This is a genomic window from Campylobacter canadensis (assembly GCF_013177655.1).
In the GTDB taxonomy this organism is placed as follows: domain Bacteria; phylum Campylobacterota; class Campylobacteria; order Campylobacterales; family Campylobacteraceae; genus Campylobacter_E; species Campylobacter_E canadensis.
In genome coordinates this window covers 1,839,030-1,862,556 of sequence record NZ_CP035946.1, presented here as the reverse complement: position 1 = coordinate 1,862,556, position 23,527 = coordinate 1,839,030, and the positions used below count along the sequence as shown (strand labels likewise).

Genomic DNA, 23,527 nt, shown 5'->3' with positions numbered 1-23,527 from the left:
TTTGCGTTGGCAATTTTTTTTGCCTTTGGTTTTATTATTTGTGGCTTGTAGCTATGAAAATAATACGCCAAAGGCAGAATATCCTATTTTAAATAAAGAATTCATTGATTACAGAAAAGATAATTATTTAGATGATAAATATATATTGCAAGAAAAAATTTTAAAAGCAGCAAAAAAATATAAATATACACCTTACAGATTGGGCGGAGTAAGTCATATAAAGGGTACTGATTGCTCAGCTTTTACTCAAAGTGTTTTTAAAGAAGCCTTTAATATTAATTTAGCAAGAACAACCACTTTTCAAAAAAAAGGTGGAAAATTTGTAAAGCAAGTAAATTTAAAAACTGGAGATTTAGTTTTCTTTAAAAGCACAGGTCCAAATGGTTTGCATGTAGGTATTTATTTAAATAATCATAGATTTATACATTTATCAACTCACGGTGGGGCAAGAGTGCAAAATTTATACACTCCTTACTGGGCTAAAAGATATTTATTTGCAAGAAGGTATTTATGAGTTTTGCTATTTTTGACAGCGGAATAGGTGGTTTTAGTGTTTTATTTGAAATAATAAAAAATAATTTAAAAAATGAAATTTTTTACTATGCAGATAATAAAAATATGCCCTTTGGAAATAAAAACAAAACAGAACTTATTAAGATTTGTCAAGATTCTTTAGATTTTTTAAACAAAAAAGAATTTGATTTTATAATAATAGCTTGTAATACTGCTTGTACTATAAAAGATGAATTAAAAAGCAAAATTCCATTGATTTTTATAAGTGATTATACGATAAAGGCAATAAAAAAATTAAACAATTCAAGCTTAATTCTTTGCACTCAAGCAACTTTAAATTCAGGTCTTTATCAAAAGGCTTGTTTTGATGCGAATATAAATGCTAATATTATAGCGCCAGTTGAATTTGCTTCTTTAGTAGAAGAAGCAAATAAGCAAAAAGCATACGAGCTTATGCCAAAATATTTTGTAAAAAAAGATTATGAAAACATACTTTTTGCTTGCACGCATTATCCTTTTTTACATAAAGAATTTGCAAAATATTTTCCACAGGCTAATTTAATTGACCCAGCAAAATTATTAGTAAAAGACTTAAAAGAAAAAATAAATTCAGCAAAAGAGCTTAAAATAGATTTTTTAAGTAGTGCAAATAGCATAAAAGAACAATTTTTAAGGATGCAAAATGAACATAATTAAACAAGCGTGTGGAGTTTATGAGACAAATTGTTATATTGTTAAAGGTAAAAATGTAGATGTTGTAATTGACCCAGGTTATAAAGCTTTAGATTTTATTAAACAACATTGCACAAAACTTGCAGCCATTTTAAACACTCATGGGCATTATGACCATGTGTGGGATAATTTAGATGTAAAAGAATATTTCAATTGTGAAATTTATTGCCCTAGCGATGATATTTTTATGCTTGATGATAATTTTTCTAAAGGTTTTAAAAAGCATTCAAAATATGCAAAAGCCGTACAAGATAAAGAAAAATTAATATTTGACGAGCTTGAATTTACTTTTCATCATTTTGCAGGGCATACTCCAGGTTGTAGTATAATTGAGTTTGAAAATTGCTATTTTAGTGGAGATTTTTTATTTTATAAAAGCATTGGTAGATGGGATTTTCCTTACTCTGATGCAAAGGCTATGATTAATAGCTTAAATAAAGCAAAGAATTTAAAAGATAATTTTATTTTATATCCAGGTCACGGAATTAGCACAAATACAAGCGATGAAAAGCTTCATCTTGATTCTTGGATAAGGTATATTAATGCTAATAATTCTTAGTGTGCTTACTTTCTTTGGTCTAATGGCTTGGTTTTTTAAAGCAAATTCAAGTAAAAGTGAAAAAATAGAAAGATTATCACATTATTGCCCTTGCACTAGGTTTGCAAAAACAGGTTTTTTAAGTAAATTATTAATTTACACGGGGGCATTTATTTTTATGTTTAACGGCATATATTTACAAACAAATTTAAGTAATAAAAGTGAGCATATTTTACAAATTATAATGGCTTTATTTTTAGTTTTTTTAGGGTATAAAGTTTCAAAGGAGAACGAATGATAGATATATACAAATTAGAACAAATTGAAAAAATAAGAAAAGCAAATGAACTTGTAGCAAAGACGCTTGATTTTTTAGAGCAAAACACAAAAGTAGGTATGAGCTTAAAGCAGGTTGATAAAATGGCTGAAGAATTTATTTTAAGCCACAATGCAAAATGTGCATTTAAAGGTCTTTATGGTTTTCCAGGTGCAATTTGTCTTAGTTTAAATCAAACTTGCATTCACGGAATTCCTGATGATAGGATTTTAAAAGAAGGCGATATTTTAGGTTGTGATGTTGGCACTATTATTGATGGATATTATGGTGATGCAGCAAGAACTTTTGGCATAGGAAAAATTAGTAAAAAAGATGAAGAATTAATCTCTTGTGCAAAAGGAGCATTGCTAAATGCGATTGATAATATTAAAGAAGGAATGAGATTTAAAGAACTTAGTAAAATTTTACAAGATTATATTACAAAAGCAGGTTTTACACCCTTGCTTGGTTTTTGCGGTCATGGAATTGGCAAAAAACCACACGCAGAGCCTGAAATTCCAAACTATTTATCAGCAGGAGATAATGCAAAAGGAGGTCCAAAAATAAAAAATGGAATGGTATTTTGTATTGAACCTATGATTTGTCAAAAAGATGGTCGTCCTAAAAATGTTCGTGGAGATTGGGAGACGCAGTGTTATGATGGTTTAAATACTGCACATTATGAACATTGTGTTGCAATTATAAACAATAAAGCAGAAATTTTATCAATTTAAAGAAAGGAGTAAAAATGGCAAAAGATGATGTAATAGAAATAGATGGAAATGTAATTGAAGCATTACCAAATGCAACTTTTAAGGTAGAACTTGATAATAAACATATTGTTTTATGCCATATCGCAGGTAAGATGAGAATGCACTATATTAAAATTATGCCTGGCGATAGGGTTAAAGTTGAACTTACGCCTTATAGCCTTGATAAAGGTCGCATTACTTATAGACATAAATAATTAGAGTAAAATAAGCTCTAATTATTATTTTTAAAAGCAAGAGTAAAAATAATATTTGCTAAAAGCATACAAATTATCACTACGCTTGCTAAAGCAATTGCACTATTTGCTTGTAAAAAACCTACTAAAAATGATACAAAGGTAGCAAAAGCAAATTGTATAGCGCCAATTAAAGCACTAGCACTTCCTGATAAGGCTTTAAATCTTTGCATAGCAATAACTGTTGTATTAGGCATGATAAAACCAAGCATAGCTAAAGAAACAAAAAGAGCCATTTCAAATAAAATAAATATTTTTAAACTTGCTACAATAAGCATTAAAATACTTGCTAAAAACATAATTTTTACTGCATAGCTTAATAGTTTTTGTATTTGAATTTTCTTTGCTAAATATGCGTTTATATTTGCAAAAATAACAAAACCAAGAGCATTAGCTCCAAACAAAATCGCATAAGCTTGTTCGCTTAAATTAAATTCTTTAATAAAAATAAAAGAAGAGCTTGTAATATAAGCAAACATTGAAGAAATAGCAAAAGAAGCTAGTAAAACACAGCTTAAAAAGATTTTATCATTTAATACTATTTTATAGTTTGTAAAACTTTGTCGTAAAGAAAATTCACTTTTGCTTTTTAAGCTTTCATCTAAAAATAAAAAGACCATTAAAAGCAAAATTATTCCTAAAACAAATAAGCAAATAAAAATACTATGCCAAGAAAAGAATTTTAATAACAATCCTCCAAAACTAGGAGAAAGCATAGGGGCTAAAGAACTTATAACCATCATTATCGCAAATACGCTAAGTGCTTTTTTGCTATCAAATAAATCATTTACTATTGCTCTTGCTATTACAACCCCAGCACATCCACCAAGAGCTTGTAAAAATCTGCATAAAATAAAAATATAAATATTTTCAACACTAATGCAAATAATACTAGAAATAATAAATAAAATTAAACCAATAATTAAGGGCTTTTTTCTACCATAAGCATCGCTTAAAGGACCATAAATTAATTGTCCAAAAGCAAAGGCACAAAAAAAACTTGTAAGCGAAAGCTGGGTATAAAAAGCACTTGTGTCAAAGTCGTTTTCAACCAAGCTTAAGGCTGGTAAATACATATCAGTTGAAAGCGGGGCAATGCTGCTTGCAAAAGCTAAAGTTGTAATTAATGCGTAGTATTTAAACATAAAAATCCTTTTTTATTAAAAATAGAATGTAATCTAATTTAGTAAATATAATTTGTGTAATAAAATTTCTTACAAAGATATTAATTAGTAAATATATAATAAGTTTTTTTTAAAAAAAGAGAAAAGTTAAGAAAAAGATTTTATTTTCAGCTATTTTAGCTAGTTTTTGATTTGCTGCTGCAAATTCTCAAACAGGTTGTGGTTTAGGTAGTGTGATTATTCAAAATCCAAATAATGCTATTTTATATGCTTTGCAAGCTACATTTAACTCAACTAGTGCTAATCAAACCTTTGGTATTAGCTCAGGAACTCTTAATTGTCAAAAAACAGAACTTGTAAGCAATGAAAAAGCACTTAACTTTGCTAATGCAAATGCCGATGCTTTATCAAATGAAATTGCATTAGGTCAAGGAGAATATTTAGATACCTTATTAGCTCTTTTAGACATTCAAAACAATGATGAATTTAAAGAAAAGTTAAGAGCTAATTATATTGCAATTTATAAAGATAAAAATACTCAAGGTGCTAATATAGTTGATGCGATTTCTATACTTTAAAAAAGTATTTTTATTATTTTTCTTTACTTTACATTAGCAAAGATGAGTTTGTAAAACTTAGCAATAAGGCTTTAAAACTACAATTATACAAAGATAAAGAATGGCTTAATTTACTGCATTTTAATAATAAAAAAAGCCAGATTAATAACGAATATTTTAATGTCTATGATGAAAAAGAAAAAAAAAGTTTATAAAATAAATAAATTCTTTTATTCAAACACCAATAAAGATGCAAAGGAAGAACTGTTAGCAACTTTATTTGCCTTATACATAAAAAAAGATTTTTATAAAAATAAAAAGATTAAAAATATAAATAAACAAAGTGCTTTAATTTTTGATTACAGCAATGATAATTTACATGCTATTTGTCGTTTTGCATTAAGAAAGGAGTTTTTAGAAAAAAAATTGAATTTAACTAATCTTTTAAGCTTAAATTGTAGTGATTTTAATAAATTAAAAGATTATTTAAATATTAATTCCGCTAGTATTGTATTTGCGTCTTCGTATATAAATTCTCCTGCTTCAATGTTTGGGCATACTTTTTTACTTTTTAATGATGCTAGTAATAATAAATTATTATCTTATGCGATTAATTTTGCTGCTGATGTTGATGAAAATAAGCAAAATCCTTTTGTGCTTATGTATAAAGGTTTATTTGGTGGATATTTAGGTAAGTATTCAATAAGAGCTTATTATGATATGATTAAAAGCTATAAAGATAACGAAAATAGAGATTTATATGAATATGATTTAAAACTTACTAAAATAGAGCTTGAAAGATTGTTAAAGCATTTTTGGGAGCTAAAAGATAGCTCTTCTTCTTATTTATTTTTAAGCAATAATTGCTCATACAATATTTTGTGGTTGCTTGAAAATGCTAAAAAAGATTTAGATTTAAGAAAGGATTTTTTTATTAGTGTTTTTTATTACAAACCTTGCATTCAATGAATAAAAATAAATTACTTACTAAATATTCTTTTAGAGCAAGTAGGGCAAATACTATTTTAGCTTTAAGTGATGATTTAAGCATAAAAGATGTAAAAATAGCAAAAAAAATTGCATTAAACAATGAAATAATAAGCAATAATTATAAAGTTTTAGCTCTTGCAAATGAACTTAGTATGTATTATGCAAGCAAAAAAAAGCTTGATATTGAAACTTATAAAAAGACTACACACAATATATCTTTAAATCTTTCCAAGACTAAAAAAGAAAAATTAAAAAGAGCAAAAGAGCAAATAAGCATATTAAATACAAATTATCAAAGTAGAATTTCGTATGGTTTTTTACATCAAGGACAAAACTACTTACACCTTTCTTTGCGTCCTGCAATGCACGATATCTTTGAAAATAATTATGCTTTTACAAAGGGCAATACAATTGAGTTTTTTAAAAGTTCTTTTAAAATTAATCATAACTCATTAAAAATTGATGAATTTTCTTTACTATCAATTACTAGCTTGAGTGATTTTAATATGCTTTTTTATCCTTTATCTTATTCTTTTTCTTTAGATTATGGTGATATTTTATCTCAAAATAAAATAAATTTAAAATTAAAATTAGGTTTAGCTAAGATTAGCAATAATTATTTATTTGCTTATTTATTAGGCACTAAAGCTTTTAAAAATAATTTGAGTTTTGATAATTCTTTTATTTTTTCTTATTTTAAAAACACTAACACCTTTTCTTTGCTTTATGAAAGAAATTTTTATAAAAATAAAATGCAAGATGATGATATTTATATTAAATTCCAAAGACAAATTGCAAGAAATTTTGATATTTTTTTAGATTATAAAATCTCAAAATATCAAAAAAATAGATTTTTAAGCTCTTTTAGATTTTATTTTTAGCCATCATTTATACCAAGTAAAATATTATTAGCATTAATTAATACATTTACATTATCGGCAATATTTAAATTCATTTGCTTAGCTTTTTGCAAACTGCATTGAACTTTAATCTCAAAGTTATTGCATAATACTGTAATTAAGCTAAAAGAATTTGTGTTTTGAATTTGCGTTATTTTGCCATTAAATTCATTTTCACAAGCAATTCTTGTAGCACATTCATTTTTAGAAAGCACAACATCTAAAGCATTAAAAATTAAATATGAAGTATCATCTTTTTTTAATCTTAACTCATCTAAAATATGTTTAGATAGTAAAACAAAAAAGAATTTGCTTTCAACTTGGCATTTTAAAATAGCACTTACATCATTTGAGATTATTTCAGTTATTTTTGCTTTTAAAATATTTTCTACACTTAACATAAACTTTCCTTTTTAAACAATTTGTTTTATAATACAATTTTTTAATTAGGATAAAAATATTCTTTTTATTAACCAAATTATTAACTGTAATTTTTATAATTTGTTTGTTAATAAAAATTATTATTTAAGGAGACAAAAATGTTAGTAACAAAAAAAGCACCAGATTTTACAGCTCCAGCTGTATTAGGAAACAATACAATAGAAAATAATTTCAACCTATACAAAAATATGGGTAAAAACGGAACAGTAGTATTCTTTTATCCAAAAGATTTTACCTTTGTATGCCCAAGTGAAATTATTGCTTTTGACAAAAGATTTAAAGATTTCCAAGAAAGAGGAATTAATGTAATCGGAATTAGTGGCGATAACGAATTTTGCCATTTTGCATGGAAAAACACTCCAGTAAATCAAGGTGGTATTGGTAATGTACAATTCCCACTTGTAGCTGATTTAACAAAAGATATCGCAAGAGGTTTTGATGTATTATTTGATGAAGCAGTAGCTCTTAGAGGTTCATTCTTATTAGACAAAGATGGTACAGTAAGACACGCAGTAATTAACGATTTACCACTAGGAAGAAACATTGATGAAATGATTAGAATGGTAGATACAATGCTATTTACAAACGAGCATGGTGAAGTTTGCCCAGCTGGTTGGCATAAAGGTGAAAAAGCTATGAAAGCAGACCCAAAAGGTGTAGCTGATTATCTAGCAAACAATAGCGACAAACTATAATTTCTTAAAAGCCTATTAACTTAGGCTTTTTCTTCATAATTTTTAACTAAGCATTTTAAACTACAATATTTGATAAAAATAATCATTTAGGAGTTTAAAATGAAAAAGAGTAATTTATTTAAAATATCCGCCCCCTTTGTTTTAGTTATAGCAATTATCTCTATTATTTATCCCAAAGAACTAACGAATTTTGTAATTATGGTTACTACATTTTTTTATGTTAGTTTTGATTGGTTTATATTGTGGCTTCCGCTTTTAGCCTTAGTTTTAGGCTTGTTCATTGCTTTTTCTAAATATGGAAAAATTAAATTATCTTCTCATGAGCCTGAATATTCAACCTTTTCTTGGATGAGTATGCTTTTTACAGCTGGTATTGGGGTTGGAATTGTATTTTACGGACCATTGGAAGCTTTGTGGCATTATCAAACTTCTCCTATTGGTATTAATGGAAATTACGACCAACAAGAAGCAATGCAAAATGCTATGAGTATAAGCTTATTTGTGTGGGGCTTGCCTGCTTGGGCTTTATATACTTTTGGTGGGATTATAATTGCATATTTTGCTTATAGACACAATGGGGCTTTTGCTCCACAAGCTTGTGTTGAAATAGCCTTTAAAAATAGAATTTTTACTAAGCCTATATCAAAAATAATTATTTTAGGTGCAATAATTAGCATTGCACTTAGCGTTAGTGCTAGTGTTGCTATGGCGGTAGGTCAAGTAAGTAGTGGTTTAAAGATTATTTTTGATACTGATTTTAGCTCTGATTTTTACAAAATAATAATATTAATATGCTTATCTTTAGCCTTTACACTAGCTTCTATTTTACCTATTTCTAAGGGAATGAAGATTTTAGGCGATTGGACAATGATAATTTCTATAATTTTACTTTTATTTGTTTTTATTAGCGGACCAACGCATTATTTTATAAGCGTTATTGTTACTTCAATAGGCGAAGTTATTACAAAAACAATATCACATAGCTTTAATTTGTATATTTTTAAAAGTAGAGATTGGCTTGTTTGGTATCCTTTAGCTTACATTGTTTGGTGGATTACTTGGACGCCATTTGTAGGAGTGTTTTTAGCAAAAATATCAAGAGGAAGAACGCTAAAAGAATTTATTTTATGCTCAATTATGATTCCTACTGGTTTTATGGTTGTTTGGTTTAGTGTATTTTCTGGTTATGGTTTGCTTGATGAGGTGCAAATGAGTAAAGAAATTGTTGCAATGGCAAATTCAAGCAATTACGAAGGCACTATTTATAGAATTTTGCAAGATTTTCCATTTTCAAAACTCACTCAAATAATAACAGTTTTTTTATTTATTTCCTTTGTTATTACAACAATAACTTCAGCGGCAATATCTTTAGGCATTATGACTAGTGATGATGCAAAAAGTGAAAATAAATTTAAAGCAGCCTTTTGGTGCATAATTATTGCTTTAGTTTCTTTTGCGGTAGTTGTTACAGGAAAAATTGAAGGAATTAAGGCTATGGGTTCTTTTACTGGTTTTATTTTCGTGTATTTGCTTTTTATTATGGGAGCTGCATTGTTTAAACAGCTTAGAAAGGATACAAAATGAATACTTTTGCAAAGTTTTTAGATAAAGAAAAAATGTTTTATTATGTTAGCGATAATGTTTTTCATAATGCTTTAGAAAGTGTTTTGATTATTTTAACAATAGTTTTTATTGTATGGAGTGTTAAATTAGCATTGGAGAAAGAATAATGAAATTGCAAATACCAAGTATAAAACAAACAAAAGATAGTTTTTATAAACACGCTTTAGCTTATGATAGCTTTGATAAAAAATTATTTGATGAATTCTTTGATAATTATGCAGTAAAGTTGCAAGAAAAATTAATACAATATGATACAGCAATGCAAAGTTCATACCTTCAAAGAGCTTGGAGAAAATCTTATTTAAGCACAAAAAAGGCTTTAGCAATACAAAGTAATTTTTCCTTTAAATTACCTTGTCAATACGATTTAAATGATTTTATTTTTACCCTTGCACACTTGATAAAAGATTATGAAAACAATCTTTTAGAATTTAAAAATACACAAAATAAAAAAGTATGTTCTAGGCAATTTGATGTTTTAAAAGGAGCTTGCAGAATTCCTAAGCTTTTAAATGATGATTTTGCACTTTCTTTTTTAAAGACTGATTATATTAGTATTTTACACAATAATAATCTTTACAAGGCTAGGATTTTAAAAGATAAAATCAGTGCTGTAGATTTTGATTTTAAAGAAGAAGCAAAAGAATTTAGCCTAGCACATTTATCTTTTTGCAAGCAAAGCAAGGCTGCTTATTTGTATGATAAATATGAAGATTACAATTGTTTTTTTGAGATTATGGAAAATTCTCGTTTTAATATTTGCATAATTGATAAAGAGTTTAAAGATTTAAATGAAGAACAAAATTATATGCTTTATAACGCAGTAATTTATCATTACAAAAGTTTAAACTTTATTTATAATAAAAACAGTAAAAATATTTATATTAACGCAGAGCATAGTTTTTTTGATGGTGCTAGTGTTGCTTTTATTTTAGAATACATACATAAAAATTTAAAAAAAGCTGATAGTTTTGTAAAGTTAGAATACATTGAGCAGTATTTTGATGATGAATTTGTAAAAAACGTTAAGGCTGAATATGAAGAATACAAAAAAGAGCAAAGTAAAAATCAAATGTTTTGTGTTGATTTGTTTAATTTAGATTCTTTTTCTAAGGATTTTATTATGCAAGCTGCTATTGCTTATGCTAGTTATTTTGTGTATTCAAAATATGTATCAATGTATGAAGCAGTTGATGTAAGAGAATATAATTATGCTAGAACAGAATGCCTTAGGGCAATTAGTGTTGAATTATTACAAGCTTTAAAAACTTTTACAAAAGAAGATTTTTTATTAGCAAATAATGAACATAAAAATCGCATTAAAGATTGCAAAAAGGGTTTAGGAATAGATAGACATTTGTTTATGTTAGAAAAATTAATCCCTTGCATAAAGGATAATAAAGCAAAGGAATTTTTTAATTCTAAAATGTATTTAGATGTTTGTTCTAGCGTTGTTTCAACAAGCTCTTTAGGTAAAAATGAATATTGTGATGTGTTTTATTTTCATCCTGTTTGTAGCGATGGTTTAGGTGTATCTTATGCTTATTTTGAAAATAAATGTTATTTTGCTTGTACTTATTTTAAGGACGAGCAATTTAATATATTTAAGCAAAAAATTCAAGAATTTTTTGATAGATTTAATAAAGTAAAATAATTTTAATCCTTTTTAAAAGGATTAAAATGCGTATCTATAAACTAAGTTTATACTGTAATCAATATTTAAGTCTCCAAAAAAGCTCTTTTCAAATTCAAAATTAAAAGATTGCTTTTTATCAATTACATAAGAAGTACCTAAATTTACAAACATTCTTGTATCTTTTTTACCTGCATAAGTCTTGCTAAAAACCCTATCGCTTACTATTTTATCAGCACTATTTTTTAAGTCACTAGCAAGTCCTAAACCAAAACGAATACCTAAATATTCATTATCATAACCTGCAAAAACAGCACTTTTAAGACTTAATGGAATGGTTGATTTTGAGCTAAGTTTTATAAAATTAGATTCAATTTCTTGTTTGCTTAGATATCCGCTTATTAATTCAAGTTGAGGATTAAAATATACATAATCATTTAAATAAGCATAAAATCCAGCTTCAATTGATGCGATAAAATTATGATTTATTTTGTTATTTTTAACGCTTGTATTACTTGTTGTTATTATAAAATCATAATTATTTTTATACATTAAATATTTTGCAATTAAATCTAAATAAAAGCCATTATCAAATAATATTGATGAGTAAATTCCAAGCCCAAAAGAATTAGAATTTCCATCTAAATTAGGGCTATTAAATTTATAATTTGCAATATTAAATACCACCCCTGAAAAGATTTGAGCATTATCGCTTAAATATCTTTTATCTACCCCAAATTGACTTTCTAAAAACACTGATTTATTGCTTTTTAAATAAGAGCTTTGTCCGTGATATAATCTTGCCCAAAAACCAGCATAATCATCATTATTAAGTAAATAATGTTTTCTTAAATCTCCCATTCTTTTTGTAAGATTGTTCCACTCTAAGACAAAAGAAAAAAAGGCTTGTTCAAGTGAGGTATTTACTGCCTTTGTTGCTTCTTTGTTTTCTTCTGTGATGAAGTATTTTGTAATTAAATCTTGAGTTTTACCTTCTTTTGTTTTTTGCAAGTACCAATTTGCAGTATTTTCTTCTTGTTCATAAACTATATTTGCTCTGCTAATGCTAAAAGCATCTTTTAATTTTAAACTTGTAAAAAAGTTTTTATCCTGTGTATTTGCTAAAGAAGCTAGTAGGATTTTATCTTTATCTTCATCAGGATTTATTATTACATTTAAAGCGTTATTTTGCCCTGAACTTGATTTTGTTGAAATTATGCTTTGAGAATTTGCATTTATATTAAAAATAGAATTATTAGCATTTATATTTTCAATATTTATACTAGAGTTTAAAATAGCATTTTGTGCAATTAAGCTTGAATTATTTACTCCTGTTATCTTGCCTGTAAAACTTGAGTTTTTGTTTAGTTTTATGCTTGAATTATCTAAGCTTAAATTAGCTTTTAAATTAGCAAAGGTGTTATTAAAAGTACTTTCTTTTAATTCTTGAGTAAAGCTAAATGTTTTATCTACGCTATAACCTGCATCAGAAAAATTAATTCCAGCATTATTTTTTATATTGTTAATAGCATAAAAAGCAGCATTTTCTGCAAGGTTTAAAGAGCTATCTTTTAGCTTAATTTCTTTTGCATTTAAGTTTGAGTTGTTTAAAGTTAGGCTTGAATTATTATTAAGATTTATTGTATTAAAAGTAAAATTATTTTCTTTAAATTCTCTTGGAGAGCTAAGATATGAAAGATTATTTTTATTTGCAATATTTTGATTTATGCTATCTAAATAATAATGTTGTGAAGCTTGAGCTTGTAAAGTGATATTTGAATTATTTACTACAAAATCATTAGCATTTATTGTATTATCAAAAATTATAGTAGAATTATCCGCATTAAGGCTTAAAGAGTTTATTTTAGCATTGAAAATATTTTTTTCTTTTATATTAAAATTAAGCTTTGCACTACCTGTAAAAACTGTATCATAGCTTGTATTTTTAAGGGTGCTAGTAAAGCTTAAGTCGTTTGAATTTAAATTAATTGTAGCTGCGTTATCTGCTATGTATAAATTATTTGTATCTAGTGTATTTGCTTGATTTAAACTTAGTTTTGCTTGATTTGTAATATAAACATTGCTAAAGCTATTTTTATTATCTTTATTATTTAATATTACTTCTCCGCCACCAATATTTATTCCAGCCCCTTGGCTTGAATTATTAATTATTAAAACGCCATCGCCAATTTTATGTAAAAAATCATTTTTAGCACTAAGTGCATCGTATGATAAAGTTGCATTTTTATTAACTACAATTCCGCCTAATAATAGTTTTTTGTTTCCAACTATGCTGCTATCTTCGTTAAAATAAAATACGCTTGAGCCAAAATCAGCATCACTTTCTAGGACAATTTTACTTGCTTTATTAAAAACAACATCTTTATCGTCTTTTAAGCTTTCAAGTCTTTTATTAAAAGTATCTTTGCTTAAATAATTAGTGTAGGTATGATTAAAGGCAATATCATTGCTTTTTGCATTTAAGATTGTATTTTTTGCACTTAAATTCGCATTTGTGATTTTAAAATCACTTTCGTTTGTATTTATAGTATATGAATTTTTAAAATCGTTTATTATAAAAGAATTAATAGTTTCATATTTTGAATATGTACAATTATACGGGTATGAATAAGGATTTTTGCAATCACTTTTGCTTGCAACTCCTATTACATAATATTTTTTATCTACACTATCATAAACATAAATAGCACTACCGCTATCACCAGGGGCTATATTATTTGTAAAATCTAGTCTAGAGTTCTTTCCTGCATTAAAATCAAGTCTTCCTATATTTATATCAGTAAGTTTATCTTTATCAAGATATAAAATTCCAGCACTTGCTATTACATCTGAATCGTTTAATTTCACAACACCTTTTTCAAAATCATCAAAACCAAGATAATTAACCCCAGTACCACTTCTAACATATAAAGAGTAACGCTTTTCATCTAATAGCTCTTTTTTTGTTTGCATATTATCTTGATATTTTTCTATTTCATCACTAGAATTTGCATTTTGAATTACATAAAAATCTTTTTTAAATAAATTAGCACTTTCATTTATATTTATTTTATGAGTTCTAAAAATAGAAAAATCTCTTTGAGAGTTTGGGTCTTGTTTTTTAAAATTATTATTTGAATTTATAACATAAGTAGGAATATTAGAAAATTCTAAAACTCCGTTTTGCTTAAGATAATCTTGTATTAAATGACTAGCTCCGATTATATAAGAAGCACCTATGTTTGTAAATTCTCTTTTGAATTTTCCTGAATTATTTGAAGCATAAAAACTAGGTGCTTGTATTTTAAAATCAATTACACTTAAATCATTTTTATATACTTTTAACTCTTTTTTAAAGCCATAAGCTAAATCCAAATAATCCTGATACATAACATTAGGAGCAATAGCTCCTGCAAATAATATTGAACTTGTAAATATGCTTAAAATTTTCATCCTAACCCTCATAATAAAACTATAAAACATAAAATATTTATGATACTTATAATAATAAGCAAGTGTTTATTAAAAATAGCTAAAAAAGATAAAATTAAGTATAAAATAAAATATTTAAATTCCAAATGAAAATAATCTCCTGCCATTTTAAAAGCTAAGAATTTTAATAAATATCCATCAAATAAAGCACCACAATTTATAATATGTAAAAATAAAACTAAAGGGTAAAAAACAACAAATAAAGGCGTAATTAAAATAGCTAAAAATTGTTGAAAACTAATTAGTGGAAAAAAATATAAAACAGGAATAATCATCGCTAAAAACACAAAGCTTTCAAAATACAAAGCATTAAGCAAAGATTTAAATTTAAAATGATGTAAAAATAAAAATATATAAAACACTCCAAGACAAGAAAAGAAAAAACCTATATTAAATAAAAAAGATGGATTAAGACTAATACAAATCATAAAACATAAAAATAAATGCGAAAAAGAAAGCAGTTTTATAGATTTAAGCACAAAATAAAAAGCCACAATTGCCATTACAAAAGAACGAAAAAAACTAGCCACTTGCCCAATTAAAATAAAATAAAAGAATAAAAATATAAAAATCACTATAGCCAAATCCAAATGTATTGAACGATAAGGAAAAAATCTTTTTTGTAAGTATTTATAAAAATACATAAGCGTAAAAAATAATATTGAATAAATAAGCCCTAAGTGATATCCAGAAATTGCTAATAAATGTGCAATTCCATAATAATTAACATCAGTTCTAAGTTCGTTTGAAATTGGCTTTGCAAAAAATAAAGCAAGATAAAATTCTTGCATTTTTTTATCACTATGCTGCTTTTTAAAATAGCTAATTAATGCCTTTTCATCTTCTTGTTTTTCTTCTTGTATTTTATAACTAGGTAAATAAAATCTAGCCTTTAAATAATCATAAAAATCTAGTTTATTTTTAGCAGCAAAATTTATACTTATTTTATTTGAGTTGATTTTTTGCTTTGTGGTTGTATAGATTATTACATCTTTATAAGCAAGGTGTAAGACATAATAATTTTTGTTATTTTTGCTTTTTTCATAATTTTTTAAAACTTTTAAAATATATCTATCCTGCATTAAAAATTCACAAAAATCTAAAAATTTTAAATGCACATTAAGGCAAAAAACTACAAATAAAACAAAATAAATAAAGGCAAAATGTCTTTTTTGTAATTTATAAATTCTCTTGCTTGCAAGTTGCATTACACAAATCACTTAAAAAGCATTTAGAACATTCTGGTTTTTTAGCCTTACAAATATATCTACCAAATAAAACCATAGCTTGATGAAGCTTTGCTAAATCACTTTTAAAGACTTTTTCTAAATGAGTTGAGCATTCATCGGGAGTTTTTTTATTACTTAATTTTAATCTATGTGCAACTCTAAAAATATGCGTATCTACAGGAAAATAATTAAGCCCCAAGCTTTCAGCTAAAACTACTTTAGCAGTCTTTTTACCAACTCCTGCTAAAGATATTAAATCATCGTAATTTAAAGGTATTTTTCCGTTATGTTTATTGCAAACTTCCTTAGCCATTAAGATTAAATTCTTTGCTTTATTTTGATAAAAATTGCAAGATTTAATTAATTCTTTTACACTCATCAAATTCGCATTTGCCAATTCTTGCGCATTTTTGTAATGTGAAAATAGACTAGGAGTTATTAAATTTACTCTACTATCAAGACATTGAGCTGATAGCATAACCGCAATTAATAATTCATAATCATTTGAAAACACTAGTTCTGTTTTAGCATCTTTAAAATGCTCTAAAATTCTTTTTTTAATTTCTAACTTTCTTTGCATAAGCTTATCTTACTAAATTTTTACGCAAGATTTGTAAAATCAATATAAATTTTTAATAAAAAAGGAAGAAAAAATGAAAAAATTATCATTAGTTTTAGCAGGAATTTTTTGTGGTCTTAGCCTAAATGCAGCTACAATTGCAACTTATAATGGTGGTGAGATTACTAGCGAAGAAGTAGCACCATATTTAGCACAATTAACTCAAAATCAAATTCAAGATATTTCTGTGCTACCAAAAGAAGCTCAAGAAGGTTTAATAAAAGAAATTTTAATAAAAAAATTATTAGCAAAAGAAGCTATTAAAAATAAATACGACCAAAGCAAAGAATTTAAAACAATCTTAGCAAGTGCTAAAGAAATTTTATTAGCTCAAGAATACTTATTACAACAATTTAAAAGTATTAAAATAAGTGATAAAGAAATAAAAGATTATTATAATTCACATTTACAAGACTTTGTATTACCAGAAGCAGTTAAAACAAAGCATATTTTAGTAAAAAGTGAAAAAGAAGCAAAGGACATAATTGCTCAATTAAAAGGCTTAAAAGGTAAAAAGCTTGATGATAAATTCAGCGAATTAGCAAAAACAAAATCAATTGACCCAAGTGCAAAAAATAATGGCGGTGATTTACCGTATGCAACAGCAAGTGATTTAGTGCCAGAGTATTATAACGCTGCAAAAAAACTTAAAAAGGGTGAAATTTCAGCTCCTGTAAAATCAAATTTTGGTTATCATATAATAATGACACAGGATATAAAAGAGCAAAGACAAGGCTCACTTGAAGAAGCAAGAGCAAGTATTGATAATGGTTTAAGAAACCAAAAACAACAAGAATTATTAAAAGCTCAAACAGAAAAAATGTTAAAAGATGCTAATTTAAAAATGAAATAAGGATAAAAAATGGGCGTTTTTGATTTTTTAAAAGCAGGCGTTGTTTATGGAAAAGATTTAGAAAAATTATATGCCTATGCAAAGGAAAATGAGTTTGCAATTCCTGCGGTAAATGTTGTGGGTACAAACTCAATTAATGCAGCTTTAAGCGCAGCAAAAGAAGCAAATTCACCTATTATTATTCAGTTTAGTAATGGTGGAGCAGCTTTTTTTAGTGGCAAGACTTTAAACAATCCTGTTTTAGGCGCTATTGCAGGTGCAAAATATATTCACGAAGTTGCTAAAGAATATGGCGTTGCTGTAGTTATTCATACCGACCATGCAGCAAAAAAACTTTTACCTTGGATTGATGAATTAATAAAAGCAAATAAAGAATTTTATGATTTACATAAAAAGCCGCTTTTTAGTTCTCATATGCTTGATTTAAGCGAAGAAAGTTTAGAAGAAAATATAGAGCTTTCATGCGAGTATTTTAAAAAATTTAATGAGCTTGAAATAGGCATCGAAATAGAGCTAGGTTGCACAGGTGGAGAAGAAGATGGGGTGGATAATACAAATATTGATAATGCAAAATTATACACCCAGCCAATTGATGTAGCAAAGGCGCATGAGCGTTTAGCAAAAATCGGTAGTAATTACACAATAGCAGCATCTTTTGGTAATGTGCATGGAGTTTATAAACCAGGAAATGTGCGTTTAGAGCCTATTATTTTGAAAAATTGTCAAGAATTTTTAGCTAAGGGTAAAAAGACTTTAAATTTCGTATTCCACGGTGGTAGTGGCAGCGAAGCAGAAAAAATAAAAGAGGCAATTAGCTATGGGGTTATTAAAATGAACATTGATACAGATACTCAATGGGCATTTTGGGATGGTGTTAGAAATTATGAAAGTAAAAATCATGGATATTTACAAGGGCAAATCGGAAATCCAGAAGGTGATGATAAGCCAAATAAAAAATATTACGACCCAAGAGTGTGGCTAAATGCAGGTGAAAAAACTATGCAAGCAAGATTAATGCAAGCATTTAAAGAATTAAATTGTTTAAATAGGAACTAAAAGTGCAGCAAGTTAGCGAAAATCAGCATAAAGGCGTATTTGCTGCCTTTTTATTTATTTTAATTATCCCTGTTGTAGTTTATGTTTTAGCACTTTTAGCTTATTTAGAAATTTTTTCTTTAAGAATGCCTTTGCATACTATTATTATGTGCGGTATTTTGCTTTTTTTCGCTATCTTTTTTGCCCCGCAAAATGAATATTATGTGTGGGCAAAAATTAAAAAAAATTCTACTAATTTTGAAAACGAACTTAAAGAATTTATAAAAAATAATTCCTTAGGTATTGGAAAAGAAGTAAAGGCAAATGCTGATTTTGATTGGTTTTTAGATGATTTTGTCTATAAAATAAAGCCACTTTCTTTTGGCTATATTGCTAGTGCTGTTTTTCCTATGCTTGGTATTTTAGGAACCTTTATTAGCATTGCGCTTTCAATGCCTGATTTTGCAAGTTCAAATTCAAGTGCTTTAGAAAATGAAATAAGCTCACTTTTAAGTGGTATTGCAACTGCTTTTTATGTGTCAATTTATGGAATTTTTTTAACTATTTGGTGGATGTTTTTTTCAAGACTTGGTATTTCAAAGATAAATGCTTTTAAACTTCATTTTAAATTAGCAAGTAAAAAATATTTTTGGAGCAAAGAAGAGCTTGAAAGGGTAAGTTTATTAAAGCAACATGATTTAATGGAGCAAAATTATGTTTTAATTAAACAACTTTGCGATAATACATTCTTTAGTGAATTAGCAAGGCTGCATAATGATAAATTTAGTAGTTTTTCAAAGCTTTTTTCATCCTTTGAAAAAATTGCAAAAATTCATACTGATTTAGCACAAAAAAGCTTGGAATTAAGCAATAACAATAATCAAGTTATCAGCACAAGATTAAACGAATTTACAAAAGACATTGATGCAAGTGTAAGTAAAATGAAAGCGTTAAAAAATGAAATGGCAAGTTCTTTTGAAAGCTTTAAAAAAGAATTAGAAACTATGCAAGAGCAAACCATTGTAAAAAGTTTAAAAGAAAGTGCAGAGATTTTAAACAAACAAACTTTAAAAGTAATAGAGCAATTAAATAATGCAAAAGAATAATGAAAATTCAAACGGAAGCTTTTGGATAGTTTATGCTGATTTAATGGCAGGATTGTTATTTGTATTTATTTTATTGCTTAGTGCTATTATTTTAAAATACATTTTTACTCAAGATGCTTTAATGAGCGAAAAGGCTAGTTTAGATAAATCAAAAGCCTTAATTCTTAACAAAGAACAACTTTTAGAAAAATTACAAAATGAGCTTAAAAAAGCTAACAATTCATTGCTTTTAGAGCAAGATAAAAATATTCAAATTAATGATTATGTAAAGGATTTAACCTTAAGTATTGATGAGGTTAATGAAAAAAACCAAGAGCTTTTAAAAGATGTTGATGAAAAAGATGCGCAAATTTTAGCCCTGCTTGCACAATTAGAAGAAAACAATAAAGATATTAATACAAAAGATGAGCAATTAGAAGAAATTAGTAAAAAATTACAATCTTTTAAAATTGAATATGATAAGTTAAAAAATAATAAAAGTAAATTAATTACAGCCTTGCAAGATAAATTATCTAAACAAATCTTAGTTGATATAAACTCGGGTAGTATATCTTTAAATGCTAGTGTGCTTTTTGACAGTGATGAATTTAGCATTAAAGAAGATGCAAAAAAAGAGTTAAAAGAGACTTTGAGTAAATATTTTACAGCTATTTTAAACAGTCCAGAGATTTTAGCAAATATTGAGGCTATAATAATAGAAGGGCATACAGACAGCAGCGGTAGTTATATTTACAATCTTGAGTTATCGCAAAAGCGTGCCTTAGAAATTATGAAATTCATTCATAGTTTTAATAAAAATGCAAAGCTAGAAAAACTTCTTCAAGCGGTTGGCAAAAGCTATAATGAACCTATTATAAAAGATGGCAAGGAAGACAAACAAGCAAGCAGAAGAATAGAAATTAAACTATTATTTACAAATAAAGCTGCTACAAGTAATTTTGAAAAGGCTATTGGCGAATAAATAGCCTTTTTAATGATATTAACTTTATAAAATAAATACAAAAAAGTTTGTAAAATAAATGAAAGCTCTTAGTTTTATAACTATAATTTTTAAATAATATTTTTTATGTAAAAAGAGCTTTTTATTTTGTATATGCAATAAATACTAAAAGCTTAGAAAAGCTTATTATTAGAAGCGATGAAGTATAAATTTATATGATTTTATAGTTGTTAAAAATTAAATATCAAAACATTAGTTACTGCTAAAACAAAAATCTACTTAGCTTTACTAAAAATAAAATTACACGCTAAGTTTTAGTTTATTTTCTTTAAACCTTTACTAAGCGTGTAATATTTTTTTATAAATTACTTAGCAAAATTAAATTGTTTGTAAGCATTCATAATAAATTCTTTTGATAAAATTTGCTTATTTATCATAGGATTATTTGCTAGTTCGCTTGCTAAAAGCTCTTCTAGTTTTATTAATTTAGCGTGAGAGTAAGCTCTATTCTTTTTAAGATATGGAAAATGAATATTATTTAATTGCACACCTTTAATTATTTTTATTTCTTTAGGTAAATTATAAGCTTCTATTAATTTTGAAAAACCAGCATCGCAAAAACTTAAATTTTTATTTTTAATTAATAAATGATCGCCTACATCTCTTAAAAAGTTATTATTGTTATATAAATCTACATAAATTTGCTCATTTTCTATTAAAACATTTACCCTAGGTATTGATACAGCTTGATTATCATTTGTAATTAATTTAAAACATTCTTTAAGTTTTTGTGCATCATAGATATGATCGCAATCTATTTTAATAAACCATTCATCTTTTGGAATAAAGCTTAAAGCAAAATTGTAATATGTGCTTAAACGATTTTCTAATGGTGTTAAGTTTTTATAATCTATACCAGATTGTATATAATCATCTTGTGTTTTAAATAGCTTCCAGCCCCCCCCCCCATCAGTACGATTTAAGTAAGTGTTTATTATATTATGCGGGTACTTTGCAGGAATAAAGCTTTTGTGTTGTTTGCAAAATTCTAAGATTATTTGTTCGCTATTATCCGTGCAATCGTTATAGGCTATAACACCACGCTTTATTGCTCCAAGAATAGAATTAAGACTAGCTTTTAATGTAATATCTTCGTTACAAACTCTAATAAATGCCCAAGGATTAAGCGGACTTTTATTTTCATTTTCATCATAATTTGTTTTCAATACAACTCCTTTTTGAATTTTAATGTAAAAATACTTGATAATACAAATGTAAGTTTAATAATATTTTTTAGCTTGTACTTTTTTACAAACACAAAAAAGTAAAATTCATACAACAAGTCTTATAAAAATGTATTGAAAAATTAAAAAAAAGCTAAAAAAGCAAAAACTCTTTTAGCTAAAATGTAAATTATTTATAAAGTGCTAAGGCTTGTTCATTTTCAACAACATCGCCTTCTTTTACAAATATTTTTAAAAGTACTCCATCACAAGGCGCTTGAACTTGAATTTGCATTTTCATCGCTTCTAAAATAAATAAAACTTCATCTTTTTTTACTGTTTCATTTTCTTTTTTTAAGACCTTAAATACATTTCCAGGAATGCTTGAAAGCACGGCTTTATCTTTATTTATATTAGTATTTTGTGTTGGTTTTTGTTCTTGTATTTTATAATCATTTGTACAAGGGCAAACTTCTACATTGTATTTATTTCCATTTACATTAACTACATAAAAGCTTGGTGTATCATTTTGTTTTGTTGGGCTTATTGTTTGAATGTTTGATGATATTTTTCTAATATTTTGCTTTGCTTCGTTTTTCAAAAAGGCCAAACCTTTTTCCTTGCAAGTTGCTAATATAAAGATGTTTTCATCGCTTGTGCTTAGATTTTCTTTTTCTAAAATACTTTTTAGATATTTAATAGACTTTGTCTCATCAGCATCAGCTATGCTTAGTGCGCTTTTTGTTGTTTCTTCTAGCTTTAGTTGTTCTTTTGCTAGTTGGATTATTTTTTTATCTGCTTTAATTGGGGTTTTACCATAATAACCTAAAACCATTTTTCCATAGCCTTCTGCAATTTTTTCCCACTTACCAAAAAGTACATTATTAAAAGCTTGTTGAAAATAAAATTGGCTAACAGGAGTAACGCTAGTTGCATAGCCTCCAAGCTCTACTACTTCTTGCATTTGCTCTATTGTTTGCTCGAATTTATCTAAAAGATTATTATCTCTCATCATTTGAGTATTGGTTGTTAGTGCTCCACCAGGCATAGGACAAAATGGAATTAAAGCATTTACTCTACTTGCTTCAGGCGGCATAAAATATTCTTTCATACATTCTTTAAAAACTTCTTCGTATTTTCTTATTTTTTCTTCTTCAAAGTCGCCTAAATTATAATTTTCTCCTTTTAAAGCGTGCATCATTGTTAAAATATCAGGCTGACTAGTCCCACCGCTAAAAGGTGCTACCGCAAGGTCAATGCCATCAGCCCCAGCCTTAATAGCAGCAAGATAACAAGCTACGCTTACTCCTGCACTCTCGTGAGTATGCAATCTAATATGAGTATCGCTTGGTAATAATTTTCTTGCCATTTTTATTGTTTCATAAACTTTTTGAGGGCTGCTTGTACCTGTTGCGTCTTTAAAACAAATGCTTGTAAAAGGGATTTGTTCTTTTAGAATTTGTTTTAAGATTTTTTCATAAAAAGCACAATCGTGAGCTTTATTGCTATTTAGGTGCATCATTGTTATTGTTACTTCGTGTTTTAAGCCATAGTTTGTAATTTGCTCTGCACTATATTTTAGGTTTTCTACATCATTTAAAGCATCAAAATTTCTAATGGTGCTAACTCCATATTTTGCAAATAATTTTGCGTGTAGTTGTATTATTTCTTTGCTGCCTGTTTCAAGGCTAACTGTATTTATGCCTCTTGCTAGAGTTTGAAGATTTGCTTCATCTCCAACGATTTGTCTAAATCTACGCATAGCTGAAAATGCATCTTCATTTGCATAAAAATACATACTTTGAAATAAAGCACCGCCGCCCATTTCAAAATGGGTAATCCCTGCTTGTTTTGCTGCTTTAATAGCGCTTTCATAATCTTTACTTAAAACTCTTGCTCCAAGCACTGATTGAAAGCCATCACGAAAACTAGTATCCATTACATCTATAAATTTTTTAGCCAT

The 23,527-nt window shown here is 26.9% G+C and carries 23 protein-coding genes and 1 pseudogene; 17 read left to right on the top strand and 7 right to left on the bottom strand.

Going from position 1 to position 23,527, the window contains the following annotated elements; genetic code table 11:
* Position 1: 1 nt before the first annotated feature.
* From CCANL266_RS09010 to infA, 6 genes are read left to right on the top strand one after another with little or no spacing between them, the layout of a single operon-like run.
* Positions 2 to 514, top strand: a complete 513-nt coding sequence (locus tag CCANL266_RS09010) for a C40 family peptidase (RefSeq protein ID WP_172234180.1) — start codon at positions 2 to 4, stop codon at positions 512 to 514.
* On the top strand, positions 511 to 1,209 hold the full coding sequence (locus tag CCANL266_RS09005) for a glutamate racemase (RefSeq protein ID WP_172234178.1): 699 nt from the start codon (positions 511 to 513) through the stop codon (positions 1,207 to 1,209). The genes CCANL266_RS09010 and CCANL266_RS09005 overlap by 4 nt, the downstream gene beginning before the upstream one ends.
* Positions 1,196 to 1,804: an MBL fold metallo-hydrolase gene (locus CCANL266_RS09000; protein WP_172234176.1), complete on the top strand. Its 609-nt coding sequence runs from the start codon at positions 1,196 to 1,198 to the stop codon at positions 1,802 to 1,804. Before CCANL266_RS09005 ends, CCANL266_RS09000 begins: the two co-directional genes overlap by 14 nt.
* The gene (locus CCANL266_RS08995) at positions 1,788 to 2,081 is read left to right on the top strand and encodes a hypothetical protein (protein WP_172234174.1); all 294 of its coding nucleotides are present in this window, start codon (positions 1,788 to 1,790) and stop codon (positions 2,079 to 2,081) included. The genes CCANL266_RS09000 and CCANL266_RS08995 overlap by 17 nt, the downstream gene beginning before the upstream one ends.
* Positions 2,078 to 2,833 carry a type I methionyl aminopeptidase gene (gene map / locus CCANL266_RS08990; RefSeq protein WP_172234172.1) on the top strand — a complete coding sequence of 252 codons (756 nt, stop codon included), beginning with the start codon at positions 2,078 to 2,080 and terminating at the stop codon, positions 2,831 to 2,833. The genes CCANL266_RS08995 and map overlap by 4 nt, the downstream gene beginning before the upstream one ends.
* A gap of 14 nt (positions 2,834 to 2,847) precedes the next feature.
* Entirely contained in the window at positions 2,848 to 3,066 is a 219-nt protein-coding gene (infA, locus tag CCANL266_RS08985; RefSeq protein WP_172234170.1) for a translation initiation factor IF-1, read from the top strand.
* Between the two features lie 17 nt (positions 3,067 to 3,083).
* Here the strand turns inward: infA and CCANL266_RS08980 are convergent, their stop codons facing one another.
* Positions 3,084 to 4,250: a multidrug effflux MFS transporter gene (locus CCANL266_RS08980; RefSeq protein ID WP_172234168.1), complete on the bottom strand. Its 1,167-nt coding sequence runs from the start codon at positions 4,248 to 4,250 to the stop codon at positions 3,084 to 3,086.
* A gap of 188 nt (positions 4,251 to 4,438) precedes the next feature.
* Between CCANL266_RS08980 and CCANL266_RS08975 the strand changes: the two are divergent.
* The 3 genes and pseudogenes from CCANL266_RS08975 to CCANL266_RS08965 form a co-directional block, all read left to right on the top strand.
* Positions 4,439 to 4,807, top strand: a pseudogene (locus CCANL266_RS08975) (DUF3015 family protein); the annotation flags it as partial.
* 168 nt (positions 4,808 to 4,975) lie between these two features.
* Entirely contained in the window at positions 4,976 to 5,755 is a 780-nt protein-coding gene (locus CCANL266_RS08970) for an Lnb N-terminal periplasmic domain-containing protein (RefSeq protein ID WP_172234164.1), read from the top strand.
* Complete coding sequence (locus CCANL266_RS08965; RefSeq protein WP_172234162.1) at positions 5,752 to 6,657, top strand: DUF7840 domain-containing protein; 906 nt, start codon at positions 5,752 to 5,754, stop codon at positions 6,655 to 6,657. The genes CCANL266_RS08970 and CCANL266_RS08965 overlap by 4 nt, the downstream gene beginning before the upstream one ends.
* Here the strand turns inward: CCANL266_RS08965 and CCANL266_RS08960 are convergent.
* The gene (locus CCANL266_RS08960; protein ID WP_172234160.1) at positions 6,654 to 7,076 is read right to left on the bottom strand and encodes an ATP-binding cassette domain-containing protein; all 423 of its coding nucleotides are present in this window, start codon (positions 7,074 to 7,076) and stop codon (positions 6,654 to 6,656) included. The two genes, CCANL266_RS08965 and CCANL266_RS08960, sit on opposite strands and share 4 nt — an antisense overlap.
* Positions 7,077 to 7,214: 138 nt before the next feature.
* Between CCANL266_RS08960 and CCANL266_RS08955 the strand changes: the two genes are divergently transcribed.
* The 4 genes from CCANL266_RS08955 (at position 7,215) to CCANL266_RS08940 (ending at position 11,088) form a co-directional block, all read left to right on the top strand.
* Positions 7,215 to 7,811, top strand: a complete 597-nt coding sequence (locus tag CCANL266_RS08955) for a peroxiredoxin (RefSeq protein WP_172234158.1) — start codon at positions 7,215 to 7,217, stop codon at positions 7,809 to 7,811.
* A 99-nt stretch (positions 7,812 to 7,910) separates the two neighbouring features.
* Positions 7,911 to 9,395, top strand: a complete 1,485-nt coding sequence (locus CCANL266_RS08950) for a BCCT family transporter (RefSeq protein ID WP_172234156.1) — start codon at positions 7,911 to 7,913, stop codon at positions 9,393 to 9,395.
* On the top strand, positions 9,392 to 9,541 hold the full coding sequence (locus CCANL266_RS08945) for a hypothetical protein (protein ID WP_172234154.1): 150 nt from the start codon (positions 9,392 to 9,394) through the stop codon (positions 9,539 to 9,541). The genes CCANL266_RS08950 and CCANL266_RS08945 overlap by 4 nt, the downstream gene beginning before the upstream one ends.
* Positions 9,541 to 11,088: a choline/carnitine O-acyltransferase gene (locus CCANL266_RS08940; protein WP_172234152.1), complete on the top strand. Its 1,548-nt coding sequence runs from the start codon at positions 9,541 to 9,543 to the stop codon at positions 11,086 to 11,088. Before CCANL266_RS08945 ends, CCANL266_RS08940 begins: the two co-directional genes overlap by 1 nt.
* A gap of 21 nt (positions 11,089 to 11,109) precedes the next feature.
* Here CCANL266_RS08940 and CCANL266_RS08935 read toward each other — a convergent pair whose 3' ends face one another.
* From CCANL266_RS08935 to nth, 3 genes are read right to left on the bottom strand one after another with little or no spacing between them, the layout of a single operon-like run.
* Positions 11,110 to 14,520, bottom strand: coding sequence for an autotransporter outer membrane beta-barrel domain-containing protein (locus CCANL266_RS08935; protein WP_172234150.1), 3,411 nt, complete (start codon positions 14,518 to 14,520; stop codon positions 11,110 to 11,112).
* An 8-nt stretch (positions 14,521 to 14,528) separates the two neighbouring features.
* A complete protein-coding gene (locus CCANL266_RS08930; protein ID WP_216657293.1) occupies positions 14,529 to 15,779 on the bottom strand; it encodes a ComEC/Rec2 family competence protein in 1,251 nt (416 codons plus the stop codon).
* On the bottom strand, positions 15,739 to 16,368 hold the full coding sequence (gene nth / locus CCANL266_RS08925) for an endonuclease III (protein WP_172234145.1): 630 nt from the start codon (positions 16,366 to 16,368) through the stop codon (positions 15,739 to 15,741). Before nth ends, CCANL266_RS08930 begins: the two co-directional genes overlap by 41 nt.
* 73 nt (positions 16,369 to 16,441) lie before the next feature.
* On the opposite strand from nth, the gene CCANL266_RS08920 reads away from it, so the two are divergent.
* Genes CCANL266_RS08920 through CCANL266_RS08905 form a run of 4 tightly spaced genes read left to right on the top strand, consistent with a single transcriptional unit; the run spans position 16,442 to position 20,362 of the window.
* A complete protein-coding gene (locus CCANL266_RS08920) occupies positions 16,442 to 17,260 on the top strand; it encodes a peptidylprolyl isomerase (RefSeq protein WP_172234143.1) in 819 nt (272 codons plus the stop codon).
* Between the two features lie 9 nt (positions 17,261 to 17,269).
* Positions 17,270 to 18,316 (top strand): class II fructose-bisphosphate aldolase, encoded by a 1,047-nt coding sequence (gene fbaA / locus CCANL266_RS08915; protein WP_172234141.1) that lies wholly within the window; start codon positions 17,270 to 17,272, stop codon positions 18,314 to 18,316.
* Positions 18,317 to 18,318: 2 nt separating this feature from the next.
* Positions 18,319 to 19,401: a MotA/TolQ/ExbB proton channel family protein gene (locus CCANL266_RS08910; RefSeq protein ID WP_172234139.1), complete on the top strand. Its 1,083-nt coding sequence runs from the start codon at positions 18,319 to 18,321 to the stop codon at positions 19,399 to 19,401.
* Positions 19,388 to 20,362, top strand: coding sequence for an OmpA family protein (locus CCANL266_RS08905; RefSeq protein ID WP_172234137.1), 975 nt, complete (start codon positions 19,388 to 19,390; stop codon positions 20,360 to 20,362). The genes CCANL266_RS08910 and CCANL266_RS08905 overlap by 14 nt, the downstream gene beginning before the upstream one ends.
* 344 nt (positions 20,363 to 20,706) lie before the next feature.
* On the opposite strand, the gene CCANL266_RS08900 is transcribed toward CCANL266_RS08905, so the two are convergent.
* Together CCANL266_RS08900 and CCANL266_RS08895 are read right to left on the bottom strand one after the other, a co-directional pair.
* Complete coding sequence (locus CCANL266_RS08900; protein ID WP_425321187.1) at positions 20,707 to 21,591, bottom strand: beta-1,4-N-acetylgalactosaminyltransferase; 885 nt, start codon at positions 21,589 to 21,591, stop codon at positions 20,707 to 20,709.
* Positions 21,592 to 21,754: 163 nt separating this feature from the next.
* The gene (locus CCANL266_RS08895) at positions 21,755 to 23,527 is read right to left on the bottom strand and encodes a biotin/lipoyl-containing protein (RefSeq protein ID WP_172234133.1); all 1,773 of its coding nucleotides are present in this window, start codon (positions 23,525 to 23,527) and stop codon (positions 21,755 to 21,757) included.

What these genes read in the sequence shown, in the direction of transcription:
- CCANL266_RS09005 (WP_172234178.1), top strand. Translation starts at nt 511, where the DNA reads ATGAGTTTTGCTATTTTTGACAGCGGAATAGGTGGTTTTAGTGTTTTA.
- CCANL266_RS09000 (WP_172234176.1), top strand. Translation starts at nt 1,196, where the DNA reads ATGAACATAATTAAACAAGCGTGTGGAGTTTATGAGACAAATTGTTAT.
- CCANL266_RS08995 (WP_172234174.1), top strand. Translation starts at nt 1,788, where the DNA reads ATGCTAATAATTCTTAGTGTGCTTACTTTCTTTGGTCTAATGGCTTGG.
- map (WP_172234172.1), top strand. Translation starts at nt 2,078, where the DNA reads ATGATAGATATATACAAATTAGAACAAATTGAAAAAATAAGAAAAGCA.
- infA (WP_172234170.1), top strand. Translation starts at nt 2,848, where the DNA reads ATGGCAAAAGATGATGTAATAGAAATAGATGGAAATGTAATTGAAGCA.
- CCANL266_RS08980 (WP_172234168.1), bottom strand. Translation starts at nt 4,250, where the DNA reads ATGTTTAAATACTACGCATTAATTACAACTTTAGCTTTTGCAAGCAGC.
- CCANL266_RS08970 (WP_172234164.1), top strand. Translation starts at nt 4,976, where the DNA reads ATGAAAAAGAAAAAAAAAGTTTATAAAATAAATAAATTCTTTTATTCA.
- CCANL266_RS08965 (WP_172234162.1), top strand. Translation starts at nt 5,752, where the DNA reads ATGAATAAAAATAAATTACTTACTAAATATTCTTTTAGAGCAAGTAGG.
- CCANL266_RS08960 (WP_172234160.1), bottom strand. Translation starts at nt 7,076, where the DNA reads ATGTTAAGTGTAGAAAATATTTTAAAAGCAAAAATAACTGAAATAATC.
- CCANL266_RS08955 (WP_172234158.1), top strand. Translation starts at nt 7,215, where the DNA reads ATGTTAGTAACAAAAAAAGCACCAGATTTTACAGCTCCAGCTGTATTA.
- CCANL266_RS08950 (WP_172234156.1), top strand. Translation starts at nt 7,911, where the DNA reads ATGAAAAAGAGTAATTTATTTAAAATATCCGCCCCCTTTGTTTTAGTT.
- CCANL266_RS08945 (WP_172234154.1), top strand. Translation starts at nt 9,392, where the DNA reads ATGAATACTTTTGCAAAGTTTTTAGATAAAGAAAAAATGTTTTATTAT.
- CCANL266_RS08940 (WP_172234152.1), top strand. Translation starts at nt 9,541, where the DNA reads ATGAAATTGCAAATACCAAGTATAAAACAAACAAAAGATAGTTTTTAT.
- CCANL266_RS08935 (WP_172234150.1), bottom strand. Translation starts at nt 14,520, where the DNA reads ATGAAAATTTTAAGCATATTTACAAGTTCAATATTATTTGCAGGAGCT.
- nth (WP_172234145.1), bottom strand. Translation starts at nt 16,368, where the DNA reads ATGCAAAGAAAGTTAGAAATTAAAAAAAGAATTTTAGAGCATTTTAAA.
- CCANL266_RS08920 (WP_172234143.1), top strand. Translation starts at nt 16,442, where the DNA reads ATGAAAAAATTATCATTAGTTTTAGCAGGAATTTTTTGTGGTCTTAGC.
- fbaA (WP_172234141.1), top strand. Translation starts at nt 17,270, where the DNA reads ATGGGCGTTTTTGATTTTTTAAAAGCAGGCGTTGTTTATGGAAAAGAT.
- CCANL266_RS08905 (WP_172234137.1), top strand. Translation starts at nt 19,388, where the DNA reads ATGCAAAAGAATAATGAAAATTCAAACGGAAGCTTTTGGATAGTTTAT.
- CCANL266_RS08895 (WP_172234133.1), bottom strand. Translation starts at nt 23,527, where the DNA reads ATGGCTAAAAAATTTATAGATGTAATGGATACTAGTTTTCGTGATGGC.